This window comes from Aestuariibaculum marinum (genome assembly GCF_014596975.1).
Classification (GTDB): Bacteria; Bacteroidota; Bacteroidia; order Flavobacteriales; family Flavobacteriaceae; genus Aestuariibaculum; species Aestuariibaculum marinum.
The window spans coordinates 73,929-93,150 of sequence record NZ_JACVXD010000010.1; the positions used below are offsets into that span (position 1 = coordinate 73,929).

Below are 19,222 nucleotides of genomic sequence, written 5' to 3' on the forward strand. Positions count from 1 at the left end.
ACAGGTATAAAAATGAGCAAATTGTATGGATCAAGAACATTGTTTCCACTGCGGTGATATTTGTGAATCTCAAACAATCACATTCAACGACAAAACCTTCTGTTGTAATGGATGTAAAACCGTATATGAAATTTTTTCTGAGAACGACTTAACCTGTTATTATGACTTACAGGCTGCACCGGGTGCAACACCTAAAGACATTGAGGGTAAATATGATTTCTTAATGCAGGAAAACATTATTGAAAAACTCACCGAATTTAATGACGGAAAAACCCAGATTGCGACACTTTACATTCCACATATTCATTGTAGTTCCTGCATTTGGATTCTTGAAAATCTCAATAAACTAAACCCGGGTATTTCTGCGTCTCAAGTGAATTTCGGCAAAAAAAATGTGCGGGTTACCTATAATTCTGAGATTACTTCTTTAAAGGAAGTTGTAATTCTTTTAAGCAGTATTGGCTATGAACCGTACATCTCACTCGATGATTTTAAAACGGGCAAAGCTCAGGTTAACCGCTCGCTAATCTATAAGTTAGGCATCGCAGGTTTTGCTTTTGGGAACGTCATGTTTTTATCTTTTCCCGAATATTTTGAAGTGGGTGAATACTGGTTAGAACAATACAAACACTTGTTTCGATGGCTCATGTTTTCCTTTTCTTTACCGGTAGTATTTTATGCAGGGCAAGACTATTTTATTTCAGCATATAAAGGCTTACGCAAAGGACTTTTAAATATAGATGTCCCAATAGCCTTGGGTATAGCAGTCCTTTTTATCCGTAGCACCATCGATATCATTTTCGATTTAGGTTCAGGATTTTTCGATAGTTTAACAGGGTTAATATTCTTTTTATTACTTGGAAAATTTTTCCAGCAAAAAACCTATTCATTCTTATCCTTTGAGCGTGATTATAAATCCTATTTCCCTATTGCTATTACCAAAATAGAAAACGGAATTGAAACGCCAATACAGGTCTACGACATTAAACAAGGTGACCGATTACTGATAAGAAACCAGGAATTAATTCCGGCCGATGGTATTTTAATTAATGGTAACGCCCAAATTGATTACAGCTTTGTCACTGGTGAATCGAAAACCATAAGTAAAGATTCTGGGGATAAACTTTTTGCCGGAGGTAAACAAACTGCGGGACTTATAGAAATGGAAGCTTTAAAATCGGTAGAGCAAAGTTACCTAACGCAATTATGGAGTCATGATGTCTTTAACACAAATAAAGAAGATCATTTTACAACCTTAACAAATGCTATTAGTAAGCGCTTTACTATTGCAGTGCTAACTATTGCTATTTTGGCAACCACCTATTGGTTGTTTGTTGATGCTTCTAAAGCCATGAATGTATTTACCGCAGTCCTTATTATTGCATGCCCTTGTGCTATTGCTTTAGCCGCGCCGTTTACTTTTGGAAATCTGCTTCGCATTTTTGGGAAGCTGAAATTCTACGTAAAAAACGCTTCGGTTATTGAACAATTAGCCGAAATAAATACAGTTATTTTTGATAAAACAGGAACCATAACATCTAATGAAAAAAGTATAGCCACGTATGAAGGTGATGTATTATCGACTTCCGAAGAAATTCTTTTAAAAAACACGCTTCGTGGTTCTAATCACCCATTAAGCAGGTCGCTTTACGATATTCTTGATGAACATCATATTATTTCCTTAAATCATTTTGAAGAACATTTAGGAAAAGGTATTGAGGCCTCTTACCAAAACGATAATATCAGAGTGGGCTCTGCTAGTTTTGTTGGTGGTAGCGAGACTTCGGTATTAAACACTTCTGTACATATTAGTACCAATAATAAATACAAAGGAAAATATACCTTTTACAATAGCTACCGAAAAGGCTTATCTAAATTATTCAATAATCTAAAAAAAGAATATGATTTAGTCATTCTTTCGGGTGATAATGCCGGTGAACAGGAAAACCTAAAAAAGCTTCTGCCAGCAAAAACCAAATTGATTTTCAACCAAAAACCAGACGATAAACTCGAATACATAAAATACCATCAAACCGAAGGCGCCAAAGTTCTTATGGTTGGTGATGGGTTAAACGATGCCGGAGCTTTAGCACAAAGTAATGTGGGGATTGCTCTCTCTGAAAATGTAAACGTCTTCTCCCCGGCTTGCGATGCCATTTTAGACGCTTCAAAATTTAATCAACTATACAATTTTATTAAAGCCTCTAAACAGGCAATAACTATAATTAAGTGGAGTTTTTTACTTTCTTTTATTTACAACAGTATCGGACTCTACTTTGCAGTAACCGGCCAATTAGCCCCGGTTATTGCAGCGATATTAATGCCATTAAGTTCTATTAGTGTCGTGGTATTTACCACGATTGCTACAAATTTTATAGGTAAGAGAATAAAATAACGGTTAATTCCTTAAACATGACAAAAGTCATGTTTTAAGAGGTTTTGCCCGGTTAACTTTGAACCGTAACTTCAAATAGGTATGAGTGTTATATATATGTTATTAGGAATTAGCATCGGGGTGGCTATTGTCTTCTTCGTTGCTTTTATTGTTGCTGTTAAAAAAGGACAGTACGATGATGATTACACCCCTTCGGTACGCATGCTTTTTGAAGACGAACTAGTAAAAGACCAATCGAAAACAACCATTAAAAACGAAAAGACCAATTAATTACTATGGAAGTACAACAATTTTACTACGACAACAAGATTGTTAAAAAATTCTTATTTGCGACCATGCTTTGGGGAGTTGTAGGAATGCTTGTAGGCTTGCTCTTAGCCTTTTTATTTTTGTTTCCAAACATGACCGACGGAATTCCGTGGTTAAGCTTTGGACGACTAAGACCCTTACACACCAACGCTGTTATTTTTGCCTTTGTAGGTAACGCCATTTTTGCCGGTGTGTATTATTCCTCACAACGCCTTTTAAAAACCAGAATGTTTAGCGATTTGCTTAGTAACATCAACTTCTGGGGCTGGCAATTAATTATTGTGGCAGCAGCAATCTCTTTACCTTTAGGATTCACAACATCAAAAGAATACGCCGAACTGGAATGGCCTATAGATATTGCTATTGCCTTAATCTGGGTTGCCTTTGGAGTGAACTTAATTGGTACTATTTTAAAACGTCGTCAACGTCACTTATATGTTGCTATCTGGTTTTATTTAGCAACCTTTGTTACTGTAGCAGTACTTCATATTTTTAATAATATCGAAATTCCGGTGAGTGGTATGAAAAGTTACTCGGTTTACGCCGGTGTTCAGGATGCCTTAGTGCAATGGTGGTACGGACATAATGCCGTAGCTTTCTTCCTAACTACACCGTTTTTAGGGTTGATGTATTACTTTGTACCAAAAGCTGCAAACCGACCAATCTATTCATACCGATTATCGATTATCCACTTCTGGTCTTTAATATTCATTTATATCTGGGCAGGCCCTCACCACTTACTTTACACGGCTCTACCTGAGTGGGCACAAAACCTAGGTGTTGCCTTCTCTGTGATGTTATTAATGCCATCTTGGGGTGGTATGATTAATGGATTACTAACACTGCGTGGTGCCTGGGATAAAGTCCGCGTTGACCCGGTTTTAAAATTCATGGTGGTAGCACTTACCGGTTATGGTATGGCCACCTTCGAGGGGCCTATGTTATCCCTTAAAAATGTGAATGCCATTGGACACTTTACCGATTGGATTATCGCTCACGTACACGTTGGTGCCCTGGCATGGAACGGATTTCTTGCCTTTGGTATGATTTACTGGTTAGTACCAAGATTATTTAAAACACAATTATACTCTATAAAATTAGCCAATGCACACTTCTGGGTAGGTACTTTAGGGATCATTATGTATGCCTTACCGATGTACGTTGCCGGATTTACTCAGGCGAGTATGTGGAAACAGTTTAACCCCGACGGATCCTTAGTTTACGGTAACTTTCTGGAAACCGTAACCGAAATCATCCCAATGTACTGGATGCGTGCTATTGGAGGTTCGTTATACATCTTCGGAATGTTTATCCTGGCCTACAACATCATTACAACTATTAAAAGATCTAAAAATGTCGTAACCGACGAATTAGCTGAAGCCCCTGCTCTAGAGCGTGTTTCTAAGCACCGAGTTGCAGGTGAAGGATGGCACACATGGTTAGAACGTAAACCAATTAAATTAACCATTTATGCAACCATTGCCATTTTAATTGGTGGTATTGTACAAATTGTTCCTACTATAATGGTGGAGTCTAACATCCCAACCTTAACCAGTGTTAAACCCTATACACCTTTGGAATTAGAAGGACGTGATATTTACATCCGCGAAGGTTGTGTGGGCTGTCACTCCCAAATGGTCCGTCCGTTTAGAAGTGAAGTAGAACGCTATGGCGAATACTCTAAAGCCGGAGAATTTGTTTACGACCATCCGTTCTTATGGGGTAGTAAACGTACCGGACCTGATTTACACCGTGTTGGAGGCAAATATTCAGATAACTGGCACTTAAATCACTTGTATGATCCTCAAAGCACCTCTTCTGGATCTATCATGCCGGCTTACCAGTGGTTAGTTAAAAATGAGCTGGACAAATCGAAAACAGAAGACAAAATGCGCGCTATGGTTAGCTTAGGCGTTCCATATACCGAAGAGGAAATTATCAATGCACAACAGCATATGTTAGATCAGGGAACTCAAATTGAGAAAAACCTGTATACCGATCCTGATTTTGCAACAACTTACGAAGCTGACAAAAAAGCTGGTGGAGCAGATTTTGTTGAAATGCGTAATCGTGAAATTGTAGCCGTTATTGCCTACCTACAGCGCTTAGGAACCGATATTAAGGTTAAAGATTCCGAAATGTCTTCAACTAATAACTAAACGTCATGATGAAATTTATAAAAAACCATATGGAGACCATTACCGGGGTGGAGATCTACCCCATCATCTCCCTGCTTATCTTTTTTATCTTTTTTGTAGTGCTATTCTGGTGGGTTGTAACTGCTAAAAAAGATTATATAAAAACTGTTAGTCACCTGCCACTAGAAAACCAAAACGACCAAACATTATGAGACAATCTTTCCCTTCATGGCTAAGAGTTCCAATTATATTCTTTGCAATATTCTTCTTAGCAGAATATCTTATCGATTCCGGCGATAAACCGGCTTTTGTAGAATATCCGCTTTTAGCATTATTCTTACTGCTTATTCTATTCATTCTAATTGCAATGGAAGGCATTGTAAGTTCAATGAAATCTATACTTTATCACAGTTTAGACGAAGAAGCCAAAGCGCGTTTTGATGCCGAAAAACAAACATCATCAAAATTCATCCAATGGATTAAAAAGACCTACAAAGCACTTGCAGGAACCAAACCCATTGAACAAGAACATGAAATTATTCTGGACCACAATTACGATGGTATACAAGAGTTAGATAACGACTTACCACCTTGGTGGTTATACGGCTTCTATGCCTCTATTGTTTTTGCCGCTATTTATTTATTACGTTTCCACGTATTTAATGGCGAAGGACAATACGAAGAATTAAATACCGAATATGCCGAGGCGCAAAAAGCGATAGAAGAATACAAAAAAACAGCTAAAGACTTAGTAGATTTTAATACCGTTGAATTATTAACCGATGCTTCAGATTTAAGTAACGGTAAAAAGATATTCGATGCCAACTGTGTGGCTTGCCATAAAGCTGATGGTGGTGGTGGTATCGGACCAAACTTAACCGACGAATACTGGATTCTTGGCGGTGGTATTAAAAATGTATTTAAAACCATTTCTGAAGGTGGCCGTGATGGAAAAGGTATGATTGCCTGGTCTAAAAACGGATTAAAACCATCAGAAATCGCACAGGTATCAAGCTATGTTTTAAGCTTTCAGGGCACAACCCCTGCCGAGCCTAAAGCTGCTGAAGGAGAAATTTGGAACGACGAAAACTAAAACGTTAAACACCTAACAAAAAACCTAAAACCAAAACAACTTGGAAGCACCAAATAACGAATCGTTTAGAGATAGTATTGGCACCATGACCAGCGAAGGGAAGCGTGCCTGGGTGTACCCTAAAAAACCTAACGGCAAACTATACGAGTACCGCAAGATAACAAGCTACGTATTGCTGGCCTTTTTGTTTGCCGCTCCGTTTATTAAGGTCCAAGGAAATCAATTTTTGATGTTTAATGTTTTAGAACGTCGTTTCAATATTTTCGGTTTTCCATTCTGGCCACAGGATTTCTATTTGTTCGTTTTGTCCATGATTATAGGTGTCGTGTTCATCACCTTATTCACTGTGGCATTCGGGCGCGTGTTTTGCGGTTGGGTTTGTCCGCAAACCATATTTATGGAAATGGTCTTCAGACGTATTGAATACTGGATTGAAGGCGATCGTAATAAACAACGCAGGTTGGATAACCAAGAATGGAATTCCGAAAAAATAAGAAAGCGTAGCTTAAAATGGTTCATCTTTTTAGTCATCTCATTTCTTATTGCCAACATCTTTTTAGCCTATTTAATTGGCAGTGATAAACTATTACAATACATAGGAGAAAGCCCGTTTAATCATTTAAGCACACTTATTCCACTTATTATTTTCACTGGGGTATTCTACTTTGTTTTTGCCTGGTTTAGAGAGCAGGTTTGTATTATAGCTTGCCCTTACGGAAGATTACAAAGCGTACTTCTCGATAATAAATCGATAGTCGTGGCGTACGACCATAAGCGTGGCGAAGGCGAAAATGGCAGAAAGAAATTCAGAAAAAACGAAGACCGTCAGGCTTTAGGTCACGGCGATTGTATAGACTGTTTACAGTGCGTTCACGTCTGTCCTACCGGAATTGATATTCGTAACGGTACGCAGTTAGAATGTGTAAACTGTACCGCTTGCATAGACGAGTGCGACCACATTATGGAAAGCATCAACCTACCTAAAGGGTTAATTCGTTATGCCAGTGAAGACGAAATAGAAAAGAAACAAAAATTTAAACTTACTGCCCGAATGAAGGGCTATATCGCTGTTTTAACTATTTTAATAGGCGTATTTACAGGGCTTCTGCTTCTTCGAAATGAAGTTGAAGCTACTGTACTGCGTTTACCTGGACAGCTTTACGAACGTAAAGGCGAACATGTTATAAGTAATATTTTCACCTACAAACTGGTTAACAAAACAGTTAAAGAAATAGAGCATGTTAACTTTAAACTCAGAACGTTTAAAGGGGACATAAAACTGGTTTCGGCCAGCGACAATTTTAAAGTACCTAAACAAGGTATAGCCGAAGGCACTTTATTTATAGAGATTAACCAAAGTGAATTGTCTGGCGATAAAAACAAACTAACTATAGATGTTTATAGCGGCGATGAGCTTATTGAAACAACGAGTGTAAACTTTCTAGGACCTAGAAGTTATAATTAAAAAATTAAGACGAATGAAATTCAATTGGGGAACAGGCATAATCTTAGCCTTTGTGGGCTTTATAAGCTTTATCATGTATTTTATCATAACCATGAGTGTTGATAAAAAATATGATCACGATTTAGTAACTGAAGATTATTACGGGCAGGAACTGGAGTTTCAAAACGACATAAATAAAGAAAATAACGCTAAAAATTTAGCTCAAAATATAACTTACGACATATCGACAGAGGGGTTGATTATTAAATTTCCTAGTGACCTAGATTACACGAAAGTTACAGGCACAGTGTTCCTATACAGACCATCTAATAAACAATTCGACTTTGAAACGCCTATTTCATTGTCAAACTACAATTTGCTCATACCTGACAAACGTTTATTGGATGGTCGCTGGAACATTAAAGTTGATTGGAAATATAACGAAAAATCTTATCTCTATAAAAAAGAAATTGTATACTAATGCTTTGGTCGGCAATCATATTCGGTATTTTAGGAAGCTTCCACTGTGTTGGTATGTGTGGTCCTATTGCCTTTATGTTGCCTGTAGACCGTAGCAACTCTATTAAAAAAGTTGCTCAAATTTTCTCCTATCATATCGGACGTCTACTTGCTTATAGTATTATAGGCTTTCTTTTCGGTTTAATAGGAAAAAGCTTTTATCTGTTTGGCGTACAACAACAATTATCAATTGCTATTGGTGTTTTAATGATTGTAGCCATTCTTATTCCTACCAAACTATTTAATAAATACAATGCTTCAAAACCTATTTATAAAGGTGTTAATAAAGTTAAATCGGCTTTAGGAAAAGCCCTGAAAAAGAAAACAGCCGACACCTTTTTAACCATTGGTTTCCTTAACGGATTTTTGCCTTGCGGTTTGGTTTATATGGCGGTATTCGCTGCCATTACTATGTCATCGGCGCTTCAAAGTAGTTTATATATGATGTTGTTTGGTTTAGGTACTATTCCACTTATGACCTCTGCCATCTATCTTGGTAAGTTTTTAAACAGTAATATCAAGCAACGTATACAAAAAGCCGTTCCTGTGTTCGTAGTGATTATAGGACTATTATTTATTCTGCGTGGTTTAGGTTTAGGCATTCCTTACCTATCCCCTAGCCCTGTTATGGAGCTTGCCACCAGTTCTATAGATTGCCATTAACAATCCTTATTCAAAATTGTAACCAACTGATTTTAATCATTTTTCACCTACTAGGTATTCTGTAATTTTAAACATGGTAAATTCTTGTGTTGAAAGATGAATGTTCCCTGAATCGACTTTACTCGATAATCGAGATTTAATTATTTTTGAAGTTTACTTCTAAATAAACCTTTTAACCTTATTATCACCTCTAGAGCTTTGCTCTAAGGTAGATTTCTATAAACGCATTAATGAGCCCGCCAGATTAAAAACCAATAAAACTAATGCTCATGGAAACTTTAGATTTACAAAAATGCGAGTACATTTTACACAACAATTACGTTGGTCATTTGGCCTATATTTACAATAACCGACCTTTTGTGGTACCCATTACATACCTATACAATAAAGACCGCATTATAATTGGATATTCAGGTGAAGGTCATAAAATTCAAGCCTTACGGTTGAATCCTAATGTGGCTTTAGAAGTTTCTGAAATCGATGCGATAGACAAATGGAAATCGGTTGTAGTTCACGGTACTTACGAAGAACTTTCTGGTAGTGGTGCTAAAGCTATGTTACATGAATTTTCGTTAGGTGTAAAAGAAGTGATACTAAATAACGAAGGACGTGATTTAGATTATATTCAGGAATTTTCGGCTAAGGTAGAAGAAGATTCGCCTGTTATTTACGCCATAAAAGTCGACGAAATAACAGGCAAACTCAGAATATAGTCACCACTGATAAATAACAAATTCTAAACAGTCATTGAAAACAACTGGGTGTCTGGTTGTTTTCGTTGTAATAGCACATCAAAAGCCATACATACATTTCTAACAAAAGGTTTGCCTTTTGATGTTACAACAATACTGCTCTTCTTAATTTCTATTAACCCATCGCGTTCCATTTCTGCCAGACGACTTAAAGCCTGGGGTAATTCTTCAAAATATAAAGTATCATCTGCCCAACTGGTTTCAAACTGACACATCAGGTTTAAAATATGTTTACGGATGATTAAGTCTTCAGTATTTAAAATATGTCCGCGATATACGGGAATACTATTTTCTTTTAATAATTGATAATACGCCTCAAGGCTTTTTTCATTTTGTGCAAACCCGTACCAGCTATCACTAATAGACGAAACTCCTAAGCCTATCATGGCTTGTGTTTTTGATGAGGTGTACCCCATAAAATTACGGTGCAATTTACCGTTAATCATGGATGCGTAAAGGGTGTCTGTTGGTAAAGCAAAATGGTCCATCCCTATTTCGTGATAGCCGATATTGGTAAGCAATTGTTTTCCTAATTGATATTGTTCGCGTTTCAGTTCTGCCGAAGGCAAATCTTCATCGTTAAATCCGCGTTGTCCGTTTCCTTTTATCCAAGGCACATGGGCGTAACTGTAAAACGCCAAACGGTCGGGCAATAAAGCCTGCGTTTTTAAAATGGTTTCTTTAACGTGGTCTAAAGTTTGAAACGGCAAACCAAAAATAATATCATGACCTACCGAAGTATAGCCCACTTCTCTAGCTAATTCGGTAGCCCGTTTTACATGTTCGAAAGGTTGAATTCTATGAATCGCTTTTTGCACGGTTTCATTATAATCCTGAACACCATAACTCACGCGTCGAAATCCTACATTGTATAAAGCTTGCAAATGCTCTCGGGTTGTGTTATTCGGATGGCCTTCAAAACTAAACTCATAATGTTCTGCAACCTCAGCGTGTTTTAAAATTCCTTTTATTAAATAAGTTAAATGTTCAGGAGAGAAAAAGGTTGGTGTGCCACCACCCAAGTGAATTTCTTTAATTACCGGTTTTTCATCAAACAACTCCAAATATAATCTCCATTCTTTTAAAACCGCATTAATATAATCAGGTTCAACGCTGTGTTGTTTTGTAATTCTCTTATTGCAACCACAAAATGTACATAAACTTTCACAAAACGGTAAATGTATATACAAACTCAAGCCTTCGGTACTATTACTCGCTTGAAATGACTGCACTAAGGACGATTTCCAGTTTTTTAAAGAAAACGTATCCTGATTCCAGTAAGGTACCGTTGGGTAACTTGTATACCTTGGTCCGGCTACATTATATTTATTGGTTAGTTGTTTTAACATAGTTGTTTTTAAAATTCAAAAGTATCCTTATTCTTTTGTTAAAAACATGATATATGTCATGTATAAACATATGCAATTAGTATATTAGTGCTAAATTTCACATCAAAAAAAATTCTGATTACATGAAAAAAATAAGTTACCTGATTATTGTTTTGGCTTTAAGCATTGTAGCCTGTAAAGACAATAAAAAAGAAACAACAACCGAAGGCAACATGGAAGTTGCTGCAAGCGAAAAATTTGTAGCTAAACCAGAAGCAACTTCTGTTAAATGGACCGCTTACAAAACAACCGATAAATTACCTGTTGGTGGTGAGTTTACGGTTTTAAAATTCGATGAAAAGTCTGGAGCTACAGCCGAAGAAGCTTTAAACAATTTAAACTTTTCAATTCCGGTTAGTAGCTTATTCACCAAAGATCCTTCCAGAGATGCTAAATTAAAAGAATCGTTTTTTGGGGCTATGCTGGATACCGACCTTATAAACGGAACTATTAAAGTGGCTAACGGTAACTACGTAGCTACCTTAACCATGAACGGGGTGACTAAAGATTTACCGCTTACTGTTGAAATTACCGATGAACGTCGTGTAAAAATGACCGGAACCATGAATTTAGCTGACTGGGATGCCCTTGGCGCTCTTGAGAGCTTAAACAAAGTATGTTTCGATTTACATACGGGACCCGATGGTGTAAGCAAAACCTGGGAAGACGTTGCTATTGAAGTAAGTACTTATCTTCGTAAGAATTAACCTTATAAACGAAAACATTTTTATACAAAAAGCTACTTTTTTAAGTAGCTTTTTCTTTTTAATTCCTTATTTTTCGGAAACTTAATCAACTATATGGAATTAGAAACCCTAATTGAAAACTTCAAGCAGAAGGACGAAAAAGCGTTCGAAACTCTGTACAATATGTATAGTGAAAGCATGCAAGGTGTTATCTACAATATTGTTCGCGATAAAGATATAGCAGAAGAAGTTATGCAGGATGTATTTATTAAAGCCTGGCATAATGCAAGCAGTTATTCTTCTGAAAAAGGCCGTTTTTTTACCTGGATTTTAAATATTGCCAGAAATGCAGCGATCGATAAAACACGATCTAAAGCATTTAAGAAAACCAAACAAAACCTTGATGCCGATTTTTTCGTAGATATTCTTGAAAGCAGCGACAGCTTAGATAGTTCAACCGACGCCATTGGAATCAAAAAATTCGTAAAAAAACTAAAAGAAAAATGCAAGGCAGTTATTGAACTCCTCTATTTTAAAGGTTTCACACAAGTTGAAGCTTCCGAAGTTCTCGATATGCCCGTGGGAACTATAAAAACCCGAAACCGAAACTGCATTAAAGAATTAAGAAACATGGTATTAGAATAAGATGGATATACAAGCTTACATAGAATCTGGAATTTTAGAGCTATATGTAGCTGGTGCACTTTCTGAAAAGGAAAATAAAGAAGTGTACAATCTCATGCTACAATATCCTGAAATATTACAAGAAGTATTAGACATTGAAAGCGCAGTAATTAAACTTACGGCATCAGTGTCTCCAGTAAAAAATAACGACAAAATTTTACAGGCTATAAAAGCCCATTTAGGATTAAACGGAACCGACAGTAAAGTTATATCTATGCCAAGATACAACTGGGTAACCTACACGGGTTGGGCTGCATCGGTAATTCTAGCTATAGGTCTATTCTGGACGGTAACTCAAAACAAGCAGTTACAATCCGATATTCAGATAAGTAAAACACAACAGGAATTATTAGAAACCCAAATTGCCAATGCCAATAGCAGTCTGGAAGAAGCTAATACTTTAATTTCTGTTTTGAGAGATAATAACATAACCAAAATACCTTTAGCCGGTCAAGGTAATTTTGCCAGCACCTATGCTAATGTGTATTGGGATAAATCTAACGATCGTATTTATTTAGATGCGCAAGGCTTACCAGAACCTCCTGAAGGTAAAGTCTATCAGGTTTGGTCTTTAACTTTAAGTCCATTAACACCTACTAGCTTAGGGACTATCGACGATTTTATAACAGACGACAATAAAATATTTGAAATTGAAAACGCCAATGCAAGTGAGGCCTTTGGTATTACTTTAGAGCCAGCAGGCGGAAGTGAAACCCCAACTATGGAATTCCTTTATACACTTGGTGTAGTTAATGCGAGTTAATTAACAAACTAATAATTAAATTCTTAAAAAATATCCTCTAGCGCTTTTAGGGGATATTTTTTTATCCACTAAATTCTAATAACCTTATTAAAAGCTTTAAAAATTGATTTTTTAGAGGTTTGGTTCGATATTCCTTCGGGAATTGTTCAGGTTTTCTTCGTAAAATAAGGGTTTTACCGAATAATTCCCGAAGGAATATCGAATCTGTATCGAAGGAAGCCTAAAAACGGACTGAACATCTTCCAAACAAAATGATTAATTTGATTACTCTGAAAATATCAGAAAGGCTTATTTTACACATAATTAAACTATTGTATTTTTCATAAATTCCTGTAATGTCACGCAACCATCTTTTACTATTTGCATCTAAACCATAAAGCCTCGACATGACATTACGAATTTTACTATTTCCGGTATTACTCCTTTTAGTTGGTTGCGATACAAAATCTGATGATCCTATTACAGCCGACGAATCATTACTTATAGGAACATGGAAACATACCCAATCTTACATTAGTTCAGGTGGCCCTCAATATTGGGTAGATCAGGAAAACGGAAAAGTTTTTGAGTTTTTTGAAACCGGTATATTTTCTTCAGATATGTTTGCTGAATGTTCAATTGGAGATTTTTCTATAGAAGAGCATCAATTAATATTAAAATATAACTGCCCGAACTTTACTAGCGAAACCGAAAATGATGATGGCTTTATTACCTACACCTTAGAGTTCTATTCTAATTATTTTATCCTTATTCCGACAAGTGGACCAGTTTGTATAGAAGGTTGTAGCTTTAAATATGAAAAGCAAAACTAAATTCATGCTTTTTAAACCTAAATAAAACTCGTATTCCTTTAACTCTTACTTTCAATTATTTTACTTTTGCTCTAAGTAAAACATTATAAAAACACGAGATGTGTAATCAGTTACACATCAATAAATAAAGAAAATGAGTATGAAAAATTCTAATTTTTCAAGACAAGAAGAAAATAATAATGTGTGGTTAACCAGGCAAGACACGAGCAATTTTAATATAACAGATTATGGAGTAACACCAACTGTCTTTAACACCGAAGCTGAGGTTGGTCAGGCCATGTTAAATGAATTATACAAAACAGCTGAAGCTAAAGAAGGAGATATTAACATCGCGTTACTTGGTGGTAGAGGCGCACAACAATTACATCGTTTACTTGGGGAATTAGCAGAATCTGGCGAACAAGATGCTTTATTAGCGCGATTGAATGTATTCACTCAGGATGCTTTAGCCCCTATGGGCATGGCAAATGGCCTTAGTTTTGTTCGTGATTTTGAGCGTATTTTAGGTGATGCTTTTTTCAAAAAAATTAAAAGCTTCACCCCTATGCAAACAGACACTAATGACTTAGAATCTGCTCTTATAGATTACCTAACAAAACTTGAAGAACTAGGCGGATTAGACATCTTTTTTATTGGTCATGGTCCAGAAGAAAATCAGGCTTCACATCTAGCATACATTAAACCGTTCTCGGGAGCGCAGCAGCATCATGTTGCTGGAATTATTCCTATTTCTAATAGTATTTTAGAACATCATATTAGCAAATTTAAAGCCGGCGGAAGTGTTGTAAGTGAAAGCGATGAGACAGAATGTCGCTCATCACAATACATTCTAACCTTAGGCCCGGCAGCTATTTTACAAGCTAAAAAAGTGGTACAGTCTGTTGTTGATGCCGACTCTGCCCCTGCTAAAATTCAGACTTATGCTAACGTGCTGAATACAAAAATAAGTTCAAATCCTTTAGAAGCTAAGGAGCAATTAAACGCAAACCCCGGCTTATGGATTAGATTACACGCTAATGCAAAATCGTTTGTGTTATCTAATTTAGGCGTTTAAATTAACAAGAATTCTCAATAAATTTCAAGCCTGTTTCTATCTAGAAACAGGCTTTTTTAATAGAAAATAGTATATTCACACCCAAAATTATTGTGTTCGTGCACAGGATTAAAACAAAACCTAAAATTTTATAATGAACATACCTTTAAAAAAATCGTATTTAATTTTAACCTTTTTATCTACATTTTGCCTATCTGTCTTTTCCTTTGCACAGAAAAAGCAACCAAATATTATCGTCTTTCTGGTAGACGATATGGGGTTAATGGATACTTCTGTTCCATTTTTAGTAGACGCAAATGGTCAACCTAAAAAATATCCGTTAAACGACTACTATATTACACCTAATATGGAAAAGTTAGCCAAACAGGGTATTCGTTTTACAAACTTTTATGCGCATTCGGTGTGTTCTCCAACACGTGCATCCATACTAACAGGTCAAAACTCTGCTCGCCATGGCACAACAAACTGGATTCATTTAGAACATAATAACAAAAACAAATATGGTCCGTCAGATTGGAATTGGGAAGGTTTAAACAGTTCTTCTATTACCTTACCGCGCTTATTACAATCAAAAGGTTATAAAACAATTCATGTTGGAAAAGCTCATTTTGGACCTAATGGCTACGATGGTGAAAATCCAATTAATTTAGGCTTCGATGTAAATGTTGGTGGCTGTGGTGCCGGACACCCTGGGAGTTATTATGGTCGTGATGGCTATGGCAATCTCAACGGACAAAAATCTCGAGCTGTACCTGGGTTAGAAAAATATTGGAAGGACGACATCTTTTTAACAGAAGCTCTTACCAGAGAGGCTAATAATAAAATTACAGATGCTCATAAAGAGGGAAAACCTTTCTTCCTATACATGGCCCATTATGCTGTTCATCAACCATTTCAATCTGACCCTCGTTTTGCAGAGCATTATAAAAACTCAGGTAAAGATGAAAAAGCTCAGGCATATGCCACTTTAATTGAAGGTATGGATAAATCTTTAGGAGATATCATCGCGCATGTAAAAGATTTAGGCTTAGGAGAAAATACACTTATCTTGTTATTAGGAGATAATGGGTCTGATGCACCGCTTCCTATAACTAACGACTACAGTAGCTCTGAACCCTTACGAGGTAAAAAAGCGATGCACTGGGAAGGCGGTATGCGTGTGCCATTCATTGCTTCTTGGGCTACACCGAATAACAAAATTAAACTTCAAAAGGATTTAAAAATTTCTCAAAATCAAATAGAAAATCAAATGGGAACAATCTTAGACCTATTCCCTACCATTTGTAATTTAACAGATATCGATATACCAGAATCTTATAGTTTAGATGGCTTCAACTTACAAAAACAACTAAAAGGTAAAACGAATAAAAAACGTGATAACACTTTTCTTAATCACTTTCCTCACGACCATAGAACTCCTTACTTTACAAGTTTTGTAAAAGATAATTGGAAAGTTGTTTACCATTTTCAAATTGAAGGCTCACCAAAATATGAGTTATATAATTTAACTAACGATCCGTTTGAAGCTACTAACCTAGCTAATTCTAATCTGGAACAACTAAAAATTATGATGAACCTTTTACAGGAAGATATGAATGAAAAACAAGCGCTTTATCCTGAAAAAGACGAACAATTTTTAAAAATTATTCAACCTTAAGAAAAAACAAGTCCTCATAAAAAAAGCCTTGAAACCTTATAAGTTTTTAGGCTTTTTTTTATGCTTGAAACGAAAAATATTGAAAATATATTTCCTCTATTTTTATATTAATCGTAATATTGCAATAAAACAATTAATATGGGTTTAGCTAAAACTGAAATATTTACCGATTCGCAAAATGAAATTGCCTTATTTGCTAAGGCCTTCGGTCATCCGGCTCGTGTTGCCATTCTACAGCACTTATTTAAAATTAACACTTGTGTGTGCGGTGATTTGGTAGACGAGATTGGTTTAGCACAACCTACCATTTCGCAACATTTAAAGGAATTAAAACATTTAGGATTAATTAAAGGTTCGGTTGAAGGTACCAGCGTATGCTATTGCATCAATCCAGAAGTATGGACTAAAATGAAAGTTGTAATGACCGAGTTTTTAGATCAGGATTTACCAAAAACATCCTGTTGTTAACCCTAAAACACAAAATTAAAATCATTGTATTATGAAACTATCAGAAGTAAAATCAGCACTGCAAAGTTTAGAAACCATCGCGTTTCAACTACCCAATGGCGACTTAGTACCAAGTCATTTTCACGTAACTGAAATTGGAAAAATAAGCAAAACGTTTATCGACTGTGGCGGAACTGTAAGACATGAAAATATTGTGAATTTTCAATTGTGGAATGCTAACGATTACGACCACCGTTTACATCCTGAAAAATTATTACACATTATTGAGCTTTCAGAAAACACCTTGAATATTGAAGACGCTGAAATTGAGGTAGAATATCAGGGAGACACCATTGGTAAATTCGGATTGGATTTCGATGGCACTTCATTTTTACTAACCAACAAACAAACCGATTGTTTAGCAAAAGACAATTGTGGTATTCCTGCAGAAAAACCAAAAGTAAAATTATCAGAATTACAAGCAGCAAACACTTGTGTTCCGGGAAGCGGTTGTTGTTAATTTACACATATTAAGAGATTATTTTTAAAACATGGCATTATACCAAAACATTGAACAAACGTTACTAAACTTACCTACCGATACTGTAAGTGATGAACGTAAAACAACATTACAACCGTTAATAGACTTTATCCAGGAGAAAGTTTCGACTCAAAAAGAAGTACGTTTAAATTTTATCTGCACACACAACTCCAGACGCAGTCATTTATCCCAGGTTTGGGCACAAACAATCGCTCATCATTTTAATATAAAACAAGTATTCTGTTATTCTGGCGGAACCGAAGCTACAGCCTTATTTCCTATGGCTGCTGAAACCTTAAAAAATACAGGTTTCAATATTCAAACAATTGCTGAAGGCAACAACCCCATTTATAGTATTAAATATGCTGAAGACGAACATTCGGTTATTGGCTTTTCTAAAACTTACGATGATGCGTTTAATCCGCAATCTGAATTCGCTGCGATTATGACTTGCTCGTCTGCCGATAAAGGTTGTCCTATAATTTTAGGAGCAGAAAAGCGTATCCCAATTACTTTTGAAGACCCAAAAGCGTTCGACAACACACCGCAACAAGCGGAGAAATACAACGAACGTAGTCTTCAAATTGCTACCGAATTATTCTATGTTTTTTCACAAATTAAAGCGTAATTATGGCTACAAAAAAATTAAATTTTTTAGATAGAAACCTAACGCTATGGATTTTTATTGCCATGGCCTTAGGTGTTGGTTTAGGCTATTTTTTTCCTAAGTTTCCAGATATTATCAACGCGATGAGTAGCGGTACAACGAATATTCCTATTGCTATAGGATTAATTTTAATGATGTACCCGCCATTGGCAAAAGTAAACTACAGCTTATTACCTGCCGTATTTAAAAACACAAAAATTCTTTCGGTATCACTAATTCTAAACTGGATTATTGGTCCGGTTTTAATGTTCATTCTAGCCATTACCTTTTTAAAAGATTACCCCGAATATATGGTGGGTTTAATTTTAATAGGGCTAGCGCGATGTATTGCTATGGTTTTGGTTTGGAACGATTTAGCCGAAGGTAGTAGCGAATACGGCGCCGGTTTAGTAGCTCTTAACAGTATTTTCCAAGTCTTTGCCTATAGTTTTTATGCATGGATATTTATTACAATCTTGCCTCCTTACTTTGGCTTCGAAGGTGCTATTGTTGATATTTCTATAGGAACCATAGCTGAAAGTGTTGCGATTTACTTAGGTATTCCATTTGCAATGGGTATTTTAAGCCGACAGATTTTAGTAAGATTAAAAGGTGAAGAATGGTACACAAAAACATTCATTCCAACAATTTCTCCACTAACGTTAATTGCATTATTATTTACTATTATCGTGATGTTCTCTTTGAAAGGTGAACTCATTGTTGAAATCCCAATGGATGTGTTAATCATTGCTGTCCCATTATTGATATACTTTGCCTTAATGTTTATTATTGGCTTTTTCTTTACCAAAGCCATGGGTGGCACTTACGATAAAACCGCTTCGGTAGCCTTTACAGCTGCTGGAAACAATTTTGAATTAGCCATTGCTGTTGCTATTGCCGTTTTCGGATTAAATTCCGGACAGGCTTTTGCTGGCGTTATTGGGCCTTTAGTTGAAGTTCCTGCATTAATTTTGTTAGTACGCGTATCGTTCTGGTTGCGTAAAAAATACTTTGTAAACGCGGTAAATTAGCATTTATATAAAATAAAAGCGGCTCAACCACGAGCCGCTTTCCCTAACAAAAAACCCAAAAAACCAAATAGGACAACCAATCCTACCGGTCCCTTGAAAATCAATTTTCCTTTTTCATCTGTTAGTATTTATTATTTTTATAATAGTCAGATGTAATTTGCCAATAATCTAGGTCGATTTAAAAGATTTATCATGGCTCA

20 protein-coding genes are annotated in these 19,222 nt (G+C 36.1%); 19 read left to right on the plus strand and 1 reads right to left on the minus strand.

Translation table 11 applies throughout. The features are described from left to right. Positions 1–25 precede the first annotated feature (25 nt). From ICJ85_RS13980 to ICJ85_RS14015, 9 genes are all read left to right on the plus strand, one after another. A complete protein-coding gene (locus ICJ85_RS13980) occupies positions 26–2,395 on the plus strand; it encodes a heavy metal translocating P-type ATPase (protein WP_188224417.1) in 2,370 nt (789 codons plus the stop codon). Between the two features lie 81 nt (positions 2,396–2,476). Further along, a complete protein-coding gene (ccoS, locus tag ICJ85_RS13985) occupies positions 2,477–2,665 on the plus strand; it encodes a cbb3-type cytochrome oxidase assembly protein CcoS (RefSeq protein WP_188224418.1) in 189 nt (62 codons plus the stop codon). Between the two features lie 5 nt (positions 2,666–2,670). Beyond that, positions 2,671–4,863, plus strand: a complete 2,193-nt coding sequence (gene ccoN, locus ICJ85_RS13990) for a cytochrome-c oxidase, cbb3-type subunit I (protein WP_188224419.1) — start codon at positions 2,671–2,673, stop codon at positions 4,861–4,863. 5 nt (positions 4,864–4,868) lie between these two features. Beyond that, complete coding sequence (locus ICJ85_RS16595; protein WP_241739553.1) at positions 4,869–5,054, plus strand: CcoQ/FixQ family Cbb3-type cytochrome c oxidase assembly chaperone; 186 nt, start codon at positions 4,869–4,871, stop codon at positions 5,052–5,054. After that, positions 5,051–5,935, plus strand: coding sequence for a cbb3-type cytochrome c oxidase N-terminal domain-containing protein (locus ICJ85_RS13995; protein WP_188224420.1), 885 nt, complete (start codon positions 5,051–5,053; stop codon positions 5,933–5,935). The genes ICJ85_RS16595 and ICJ85_RS13995 overlap by 4 nt, the downstream gene beginning before the upstream one ends. A gap of 40 nt (positions 5,936–5,975) precedes the next feature. Beyond that, on the plus strand, positions 5,976–7,400 hold the full coding sequence (gene ccoG, locus ICJ85_RS14000) for a cytochrome c oxidase accessory protein CcoG (RefSeq protein WP_188224421.1): 1,425 nt from the start codon (positions 5,976–5,978) through the stop codon (positions 7,398–7,400). A 13-nt stretch (positions 7,401–7,413) separates the two neighbouring features. Then, positions 7,414–7,860: a FixH family protein gene (locus ICJ85_RS14005; RefSeq protein ID WP_188224422.1), complete on the plus strand. Its 447-nt coding sequence runs from the start codon at positions 7,414–7,416 to the stop codon at positions 7,858–7,860. Then, positions 7,860–8,561 carry a sulfite exporter TauE/SafE family protein gene (locus ICJ85_RS14010; RefSeq protein ID WP_188224423.1) on the plus strand — a complete coding sequence of 234 codons (702 nt, stop codon included), beginning with the start codon at positions 7,860–7,862 and terminating at the stop codon, positions 8,559–8,561. Before ICJ85_RS14005 ends, ICJ85_RS14010 begins: the two co-directional genes overlap by 1 nt. 269 nt (positions 8,562–8,830) lie before the next feature. Then, positions 8,831–9,274: a pyridoxamine 5'-phosphate oxidase family protein gene (locus ICJ85_RS14015; RefSeq protein ID WP_241739554.1), complete on the plus strand. Its 444-nt coding sequence runs from the start codon at positions 8,831–8,833 to the stop codon at positions 9,272–9,274. Positions 9,275–9,297: 23 nt separating this feature from the next. Here the strand turns inward: ICJ85_RS14015 and hemN are convergent, their stop codons facing one another. Continuing rightward, positions 9,298–10,662 carry an oxygen-independent coproporphyrinogen III oxidase gene (gene hemN / locus ICJ85_RS14020; RefSeq protein ID WP_188224425.1) on the minus strand — a complete coding sequence of 455 codons (1,365 nt, stop codon included), beginning with the start codon at positions 10,660–10,662 and terminating at the stop codon, positions 9,298–9,300. A gap of 122 nt (positions 10,663–10,784) precedes the next feature. Between hemN and ICJ85_RS14025 the strand changes: the two genes are divergently transcribed. From ICJ85_RS14025 to arsB, 10 genes are all read left to right on the plus strand, one after another. Then, positions 10,785–11,408, plus strand: a complete 624-nt coding sequence (locus tag ICJ85_RS14025; RefSeq protein ID WP_188224426.1) for a YceI family protein — start codon at positions 10,785–10,787, stop codon at positions 11,406–11,408. Positions 11,409–11,501: 93 nt separating this feature from the next. Next, the gene (locus tag ICJ85_RS14030) at positions 11,502–12,032 is read left to right on the plus strand and encodes an RNA polymerase sigma factor (RefSeq protein WP_188224427.1); all 531 of its coding nucleotides are present in this window, start codon (positions 11,502–11,504) and stop codon (positions 12,030–12,032) included. A gap of 1 nt (position 12,033) precedes the next feature. Then, complete coding sequence (locus ICJ85_RS14035; protein ID WP_188224428.1) at positions 12,034–12,834, plus strand: anti-sigma factor; 801 nt, start codon at positions 12,034–12,036, stop codon at positions 12,832–12,834. Between the two features lie 386 nt (positions 12,835–13,220). Further along, positions 13,221–13,646: a hypothetical protein gene (locus ICJ85_RS14040; RefSeq protein WP_188224429.1), complete on the plus strand. Its 426-nt coding sequence runs from the start codon at positions 13,221–13,223 to the stop codon at positions 13,644–13,646. A 139-nt stretch (positions 13,647–13,785) separates the two neighbouring features. Further along, entirely contained in the window at positions 13,786–14,700 is a 915-nt protein-coding gene (locus tag ICJ85_RS14045; protein WP_206688045.1) for a hypothetical protein, read from the plus strand. A gap of 133 nt (positions 14,701–14,833) precedes the next feature. After that, positions 14,834–16,357 (plus strand): sulfatase, encoded by a 1,524-nt coding sequence (locus tag ICJ85_RS14050; RefSeq protein ID WP_188224431.1) that lies wholly within the window; start codon positions 14,834–14,836, stop codon positions 16,355–16,357. A 138-nt stretch (positions 16,358–16,495) separates the two neighbouring features. Then, positions 16,496–16,825: an ArsR/SmtB family transcription factor gene (locus ICJ85_RS14055; protein ID WP_188224432.1), complete on the plus strand. Its 330-nt coding sequence runs from the start codon at positions 16,496–16,498 to the stop codon at positions 16,823–16,825. A gap of 31 nt (positions 16,826–16,856) precedes the next feature. Beyond that, positions 16,857–17,324 (plus strand): DUF6428 family protein, encoded by a 468-nt coding sequence (locus tag ICJ85_RS14060; RefSeq protein WP_188224433.1) that lies wholly within the window; start codon positions 16,857–16,859, stop codon positions 17,322–17,324. A 31-nt stretch (positions 17,325–17,355) separates the two neighbouring features. Further along, complete coding sequence (locus tag ICJ85_RS14065) at positions 17,356–17,973, plus strand: arsenate-mycothiol transferase ArsC (RefSeq protein ID WP_188224434.1); 618 nt, start codon at positions 17,356–17,358, stop codon at positions 17,971–17,973. 2 nt (positions 17,974–17,975) lie between these two features. Further along, positions 17,976–19,022 (plus strand): ACR3 family arsenite efflux transporter, encoded by a 1,047-nt coding sequence (arsB, locus tag ICJ85_RS14070; protein ID WP_188224435.1) that lies wholly within the window; start codon positions 17,976–17,978, stop codon positions 19,020–19,022. The last annotated feature ends 200 nt before the right edge of the window (positions 19,023–19,222 follow it).

Bases quoted from the DNA above. Each gene is read 5' to 3' on its own strand.
- ICJ85_RS13980 (WP_188224417.1), top strand. From the start codon at position 26: ATGGATCAAGAACATTGTTTCCACTGCGGTGATATTTGTGAATCTCAA.
- ccoS (WP_188224418.1), top strand. From the start codon at position 2,477: ATGAGTGTTATATATATGTTATTAGGAATTAGCATCGGGGTGGCTATT.
- ccoN (WP_188224419.1), top strand. From the start codon at position 2,671: ATGGAAGTACAACAATTTTACTACGACAACAAGATTGTTAAAAAATTC.
- ICJ85_RS16595 (WP_241739553.1), top strand. From the start codon at position 4,869: ATGATGAAATTTATAAAAAACCATATGGAGACCATTACCGGGGTGGAG.
- ICJ85_RS13995 (WP_188224420.1), top strand. From the start codon at position 5,051: ATGAGACAATCTTTCCCTTCATGGCTAAGAGTTCCAATTATATTCTTT.
- ICJ85_RS14005 (WP_188224422.1), top strand. From the start codon at position 7,414: ATGAAATTCAATTGGGGAACAGGCATAATCTTAGCCTTTGTGGGCTTT.
- ICJ85_RS14010 (WP_188224423.1), top strand. From the start codon at position 7,860: ATGCTTTGGTCGGCAATCATATTCGGTATTTTAGGAAGCTTCCACTGT.
- ICJ85_RS14015 (WP_241739554.1), top strand. From the start codon at position 8,831: ATGGAAACTTTAGATTTACAAAAATGCGAGTACATTTTACACAACAAT.
- hemN (WP_188224425.1), bottom strand. From the start codon at position 10,662: ATGTTAAAACAACTAACCAATAAATATAATGTAGCCGGACCAAGGTAT.
- ICJ85_RS14025 (WP_188224426.1), top strand. From the start codon at position 10,785: ATGAAAAAAATAAGTTACCTGATTATTGTTTTGGCTTTAAGCATTGTA.
- ICJ85_RS14030 (WP_188224427.1), top strand. From the start codon at position 11,502: ATGGAATTAGAAACCCTAATTGAAAACTTCAAGCAGAAGGACGAAAAA.
- ICJ85_RS14035 (WP_188224428.1), top strand. From the start codon at position 12,034: ATGGATATACAAGCTTACATAGAATCTGGAATTTTAGAGCTATATGTA.
- ICJ85_RS14040 (WP_188224429.1), top strand. From the start codon at position 13,221: ATGACATTACGAATTTTACTATTTCCGGTATTACTCCTTTTAGTTGGT.
- ICJ85_RS14045 (WP_206688045.1), top strand. From the start codon at position 13,786: ATGAAAAATTCTAATTTTTCAAGACAAGAAGAAAATAATAATGTGTGG.
- ICJ85_RS14050 (WP_188224431.1), top strand. From the start codon at position 14,834: ATGAACATACCTTTAAAAAAATCGTATTTAATTTTAACCTTTTTATCT.
- ICJ85_RS14055 (WP_188224432.1), top strand. From the start codon at position 16,496: ATGGGTTTAGCTAAAACTGAAATATTTACCGATTCGCAAAATGAAATT.
- ICJ85_RS14060 (WP_188224433.1), top strand. From the start codon at position 16,857: ATGAAACTATCAGAAGTAAAATCAGCACTGCAAAGTTTAGAAACCATC.
- ICJ85_RS14065 (WP_188224434.1), top strand. From the start codon at position 17,356: ATGGCATTATACCAAAACATTGAACAAACGTTACTAAACTTACCTACC.
- arsB (WP_188224435.1), top strand. From the start codon at position 17,976: ATGGCTACAAAAAAATTAAATTTTTTAGATAGAAACCTAACGCTATGG.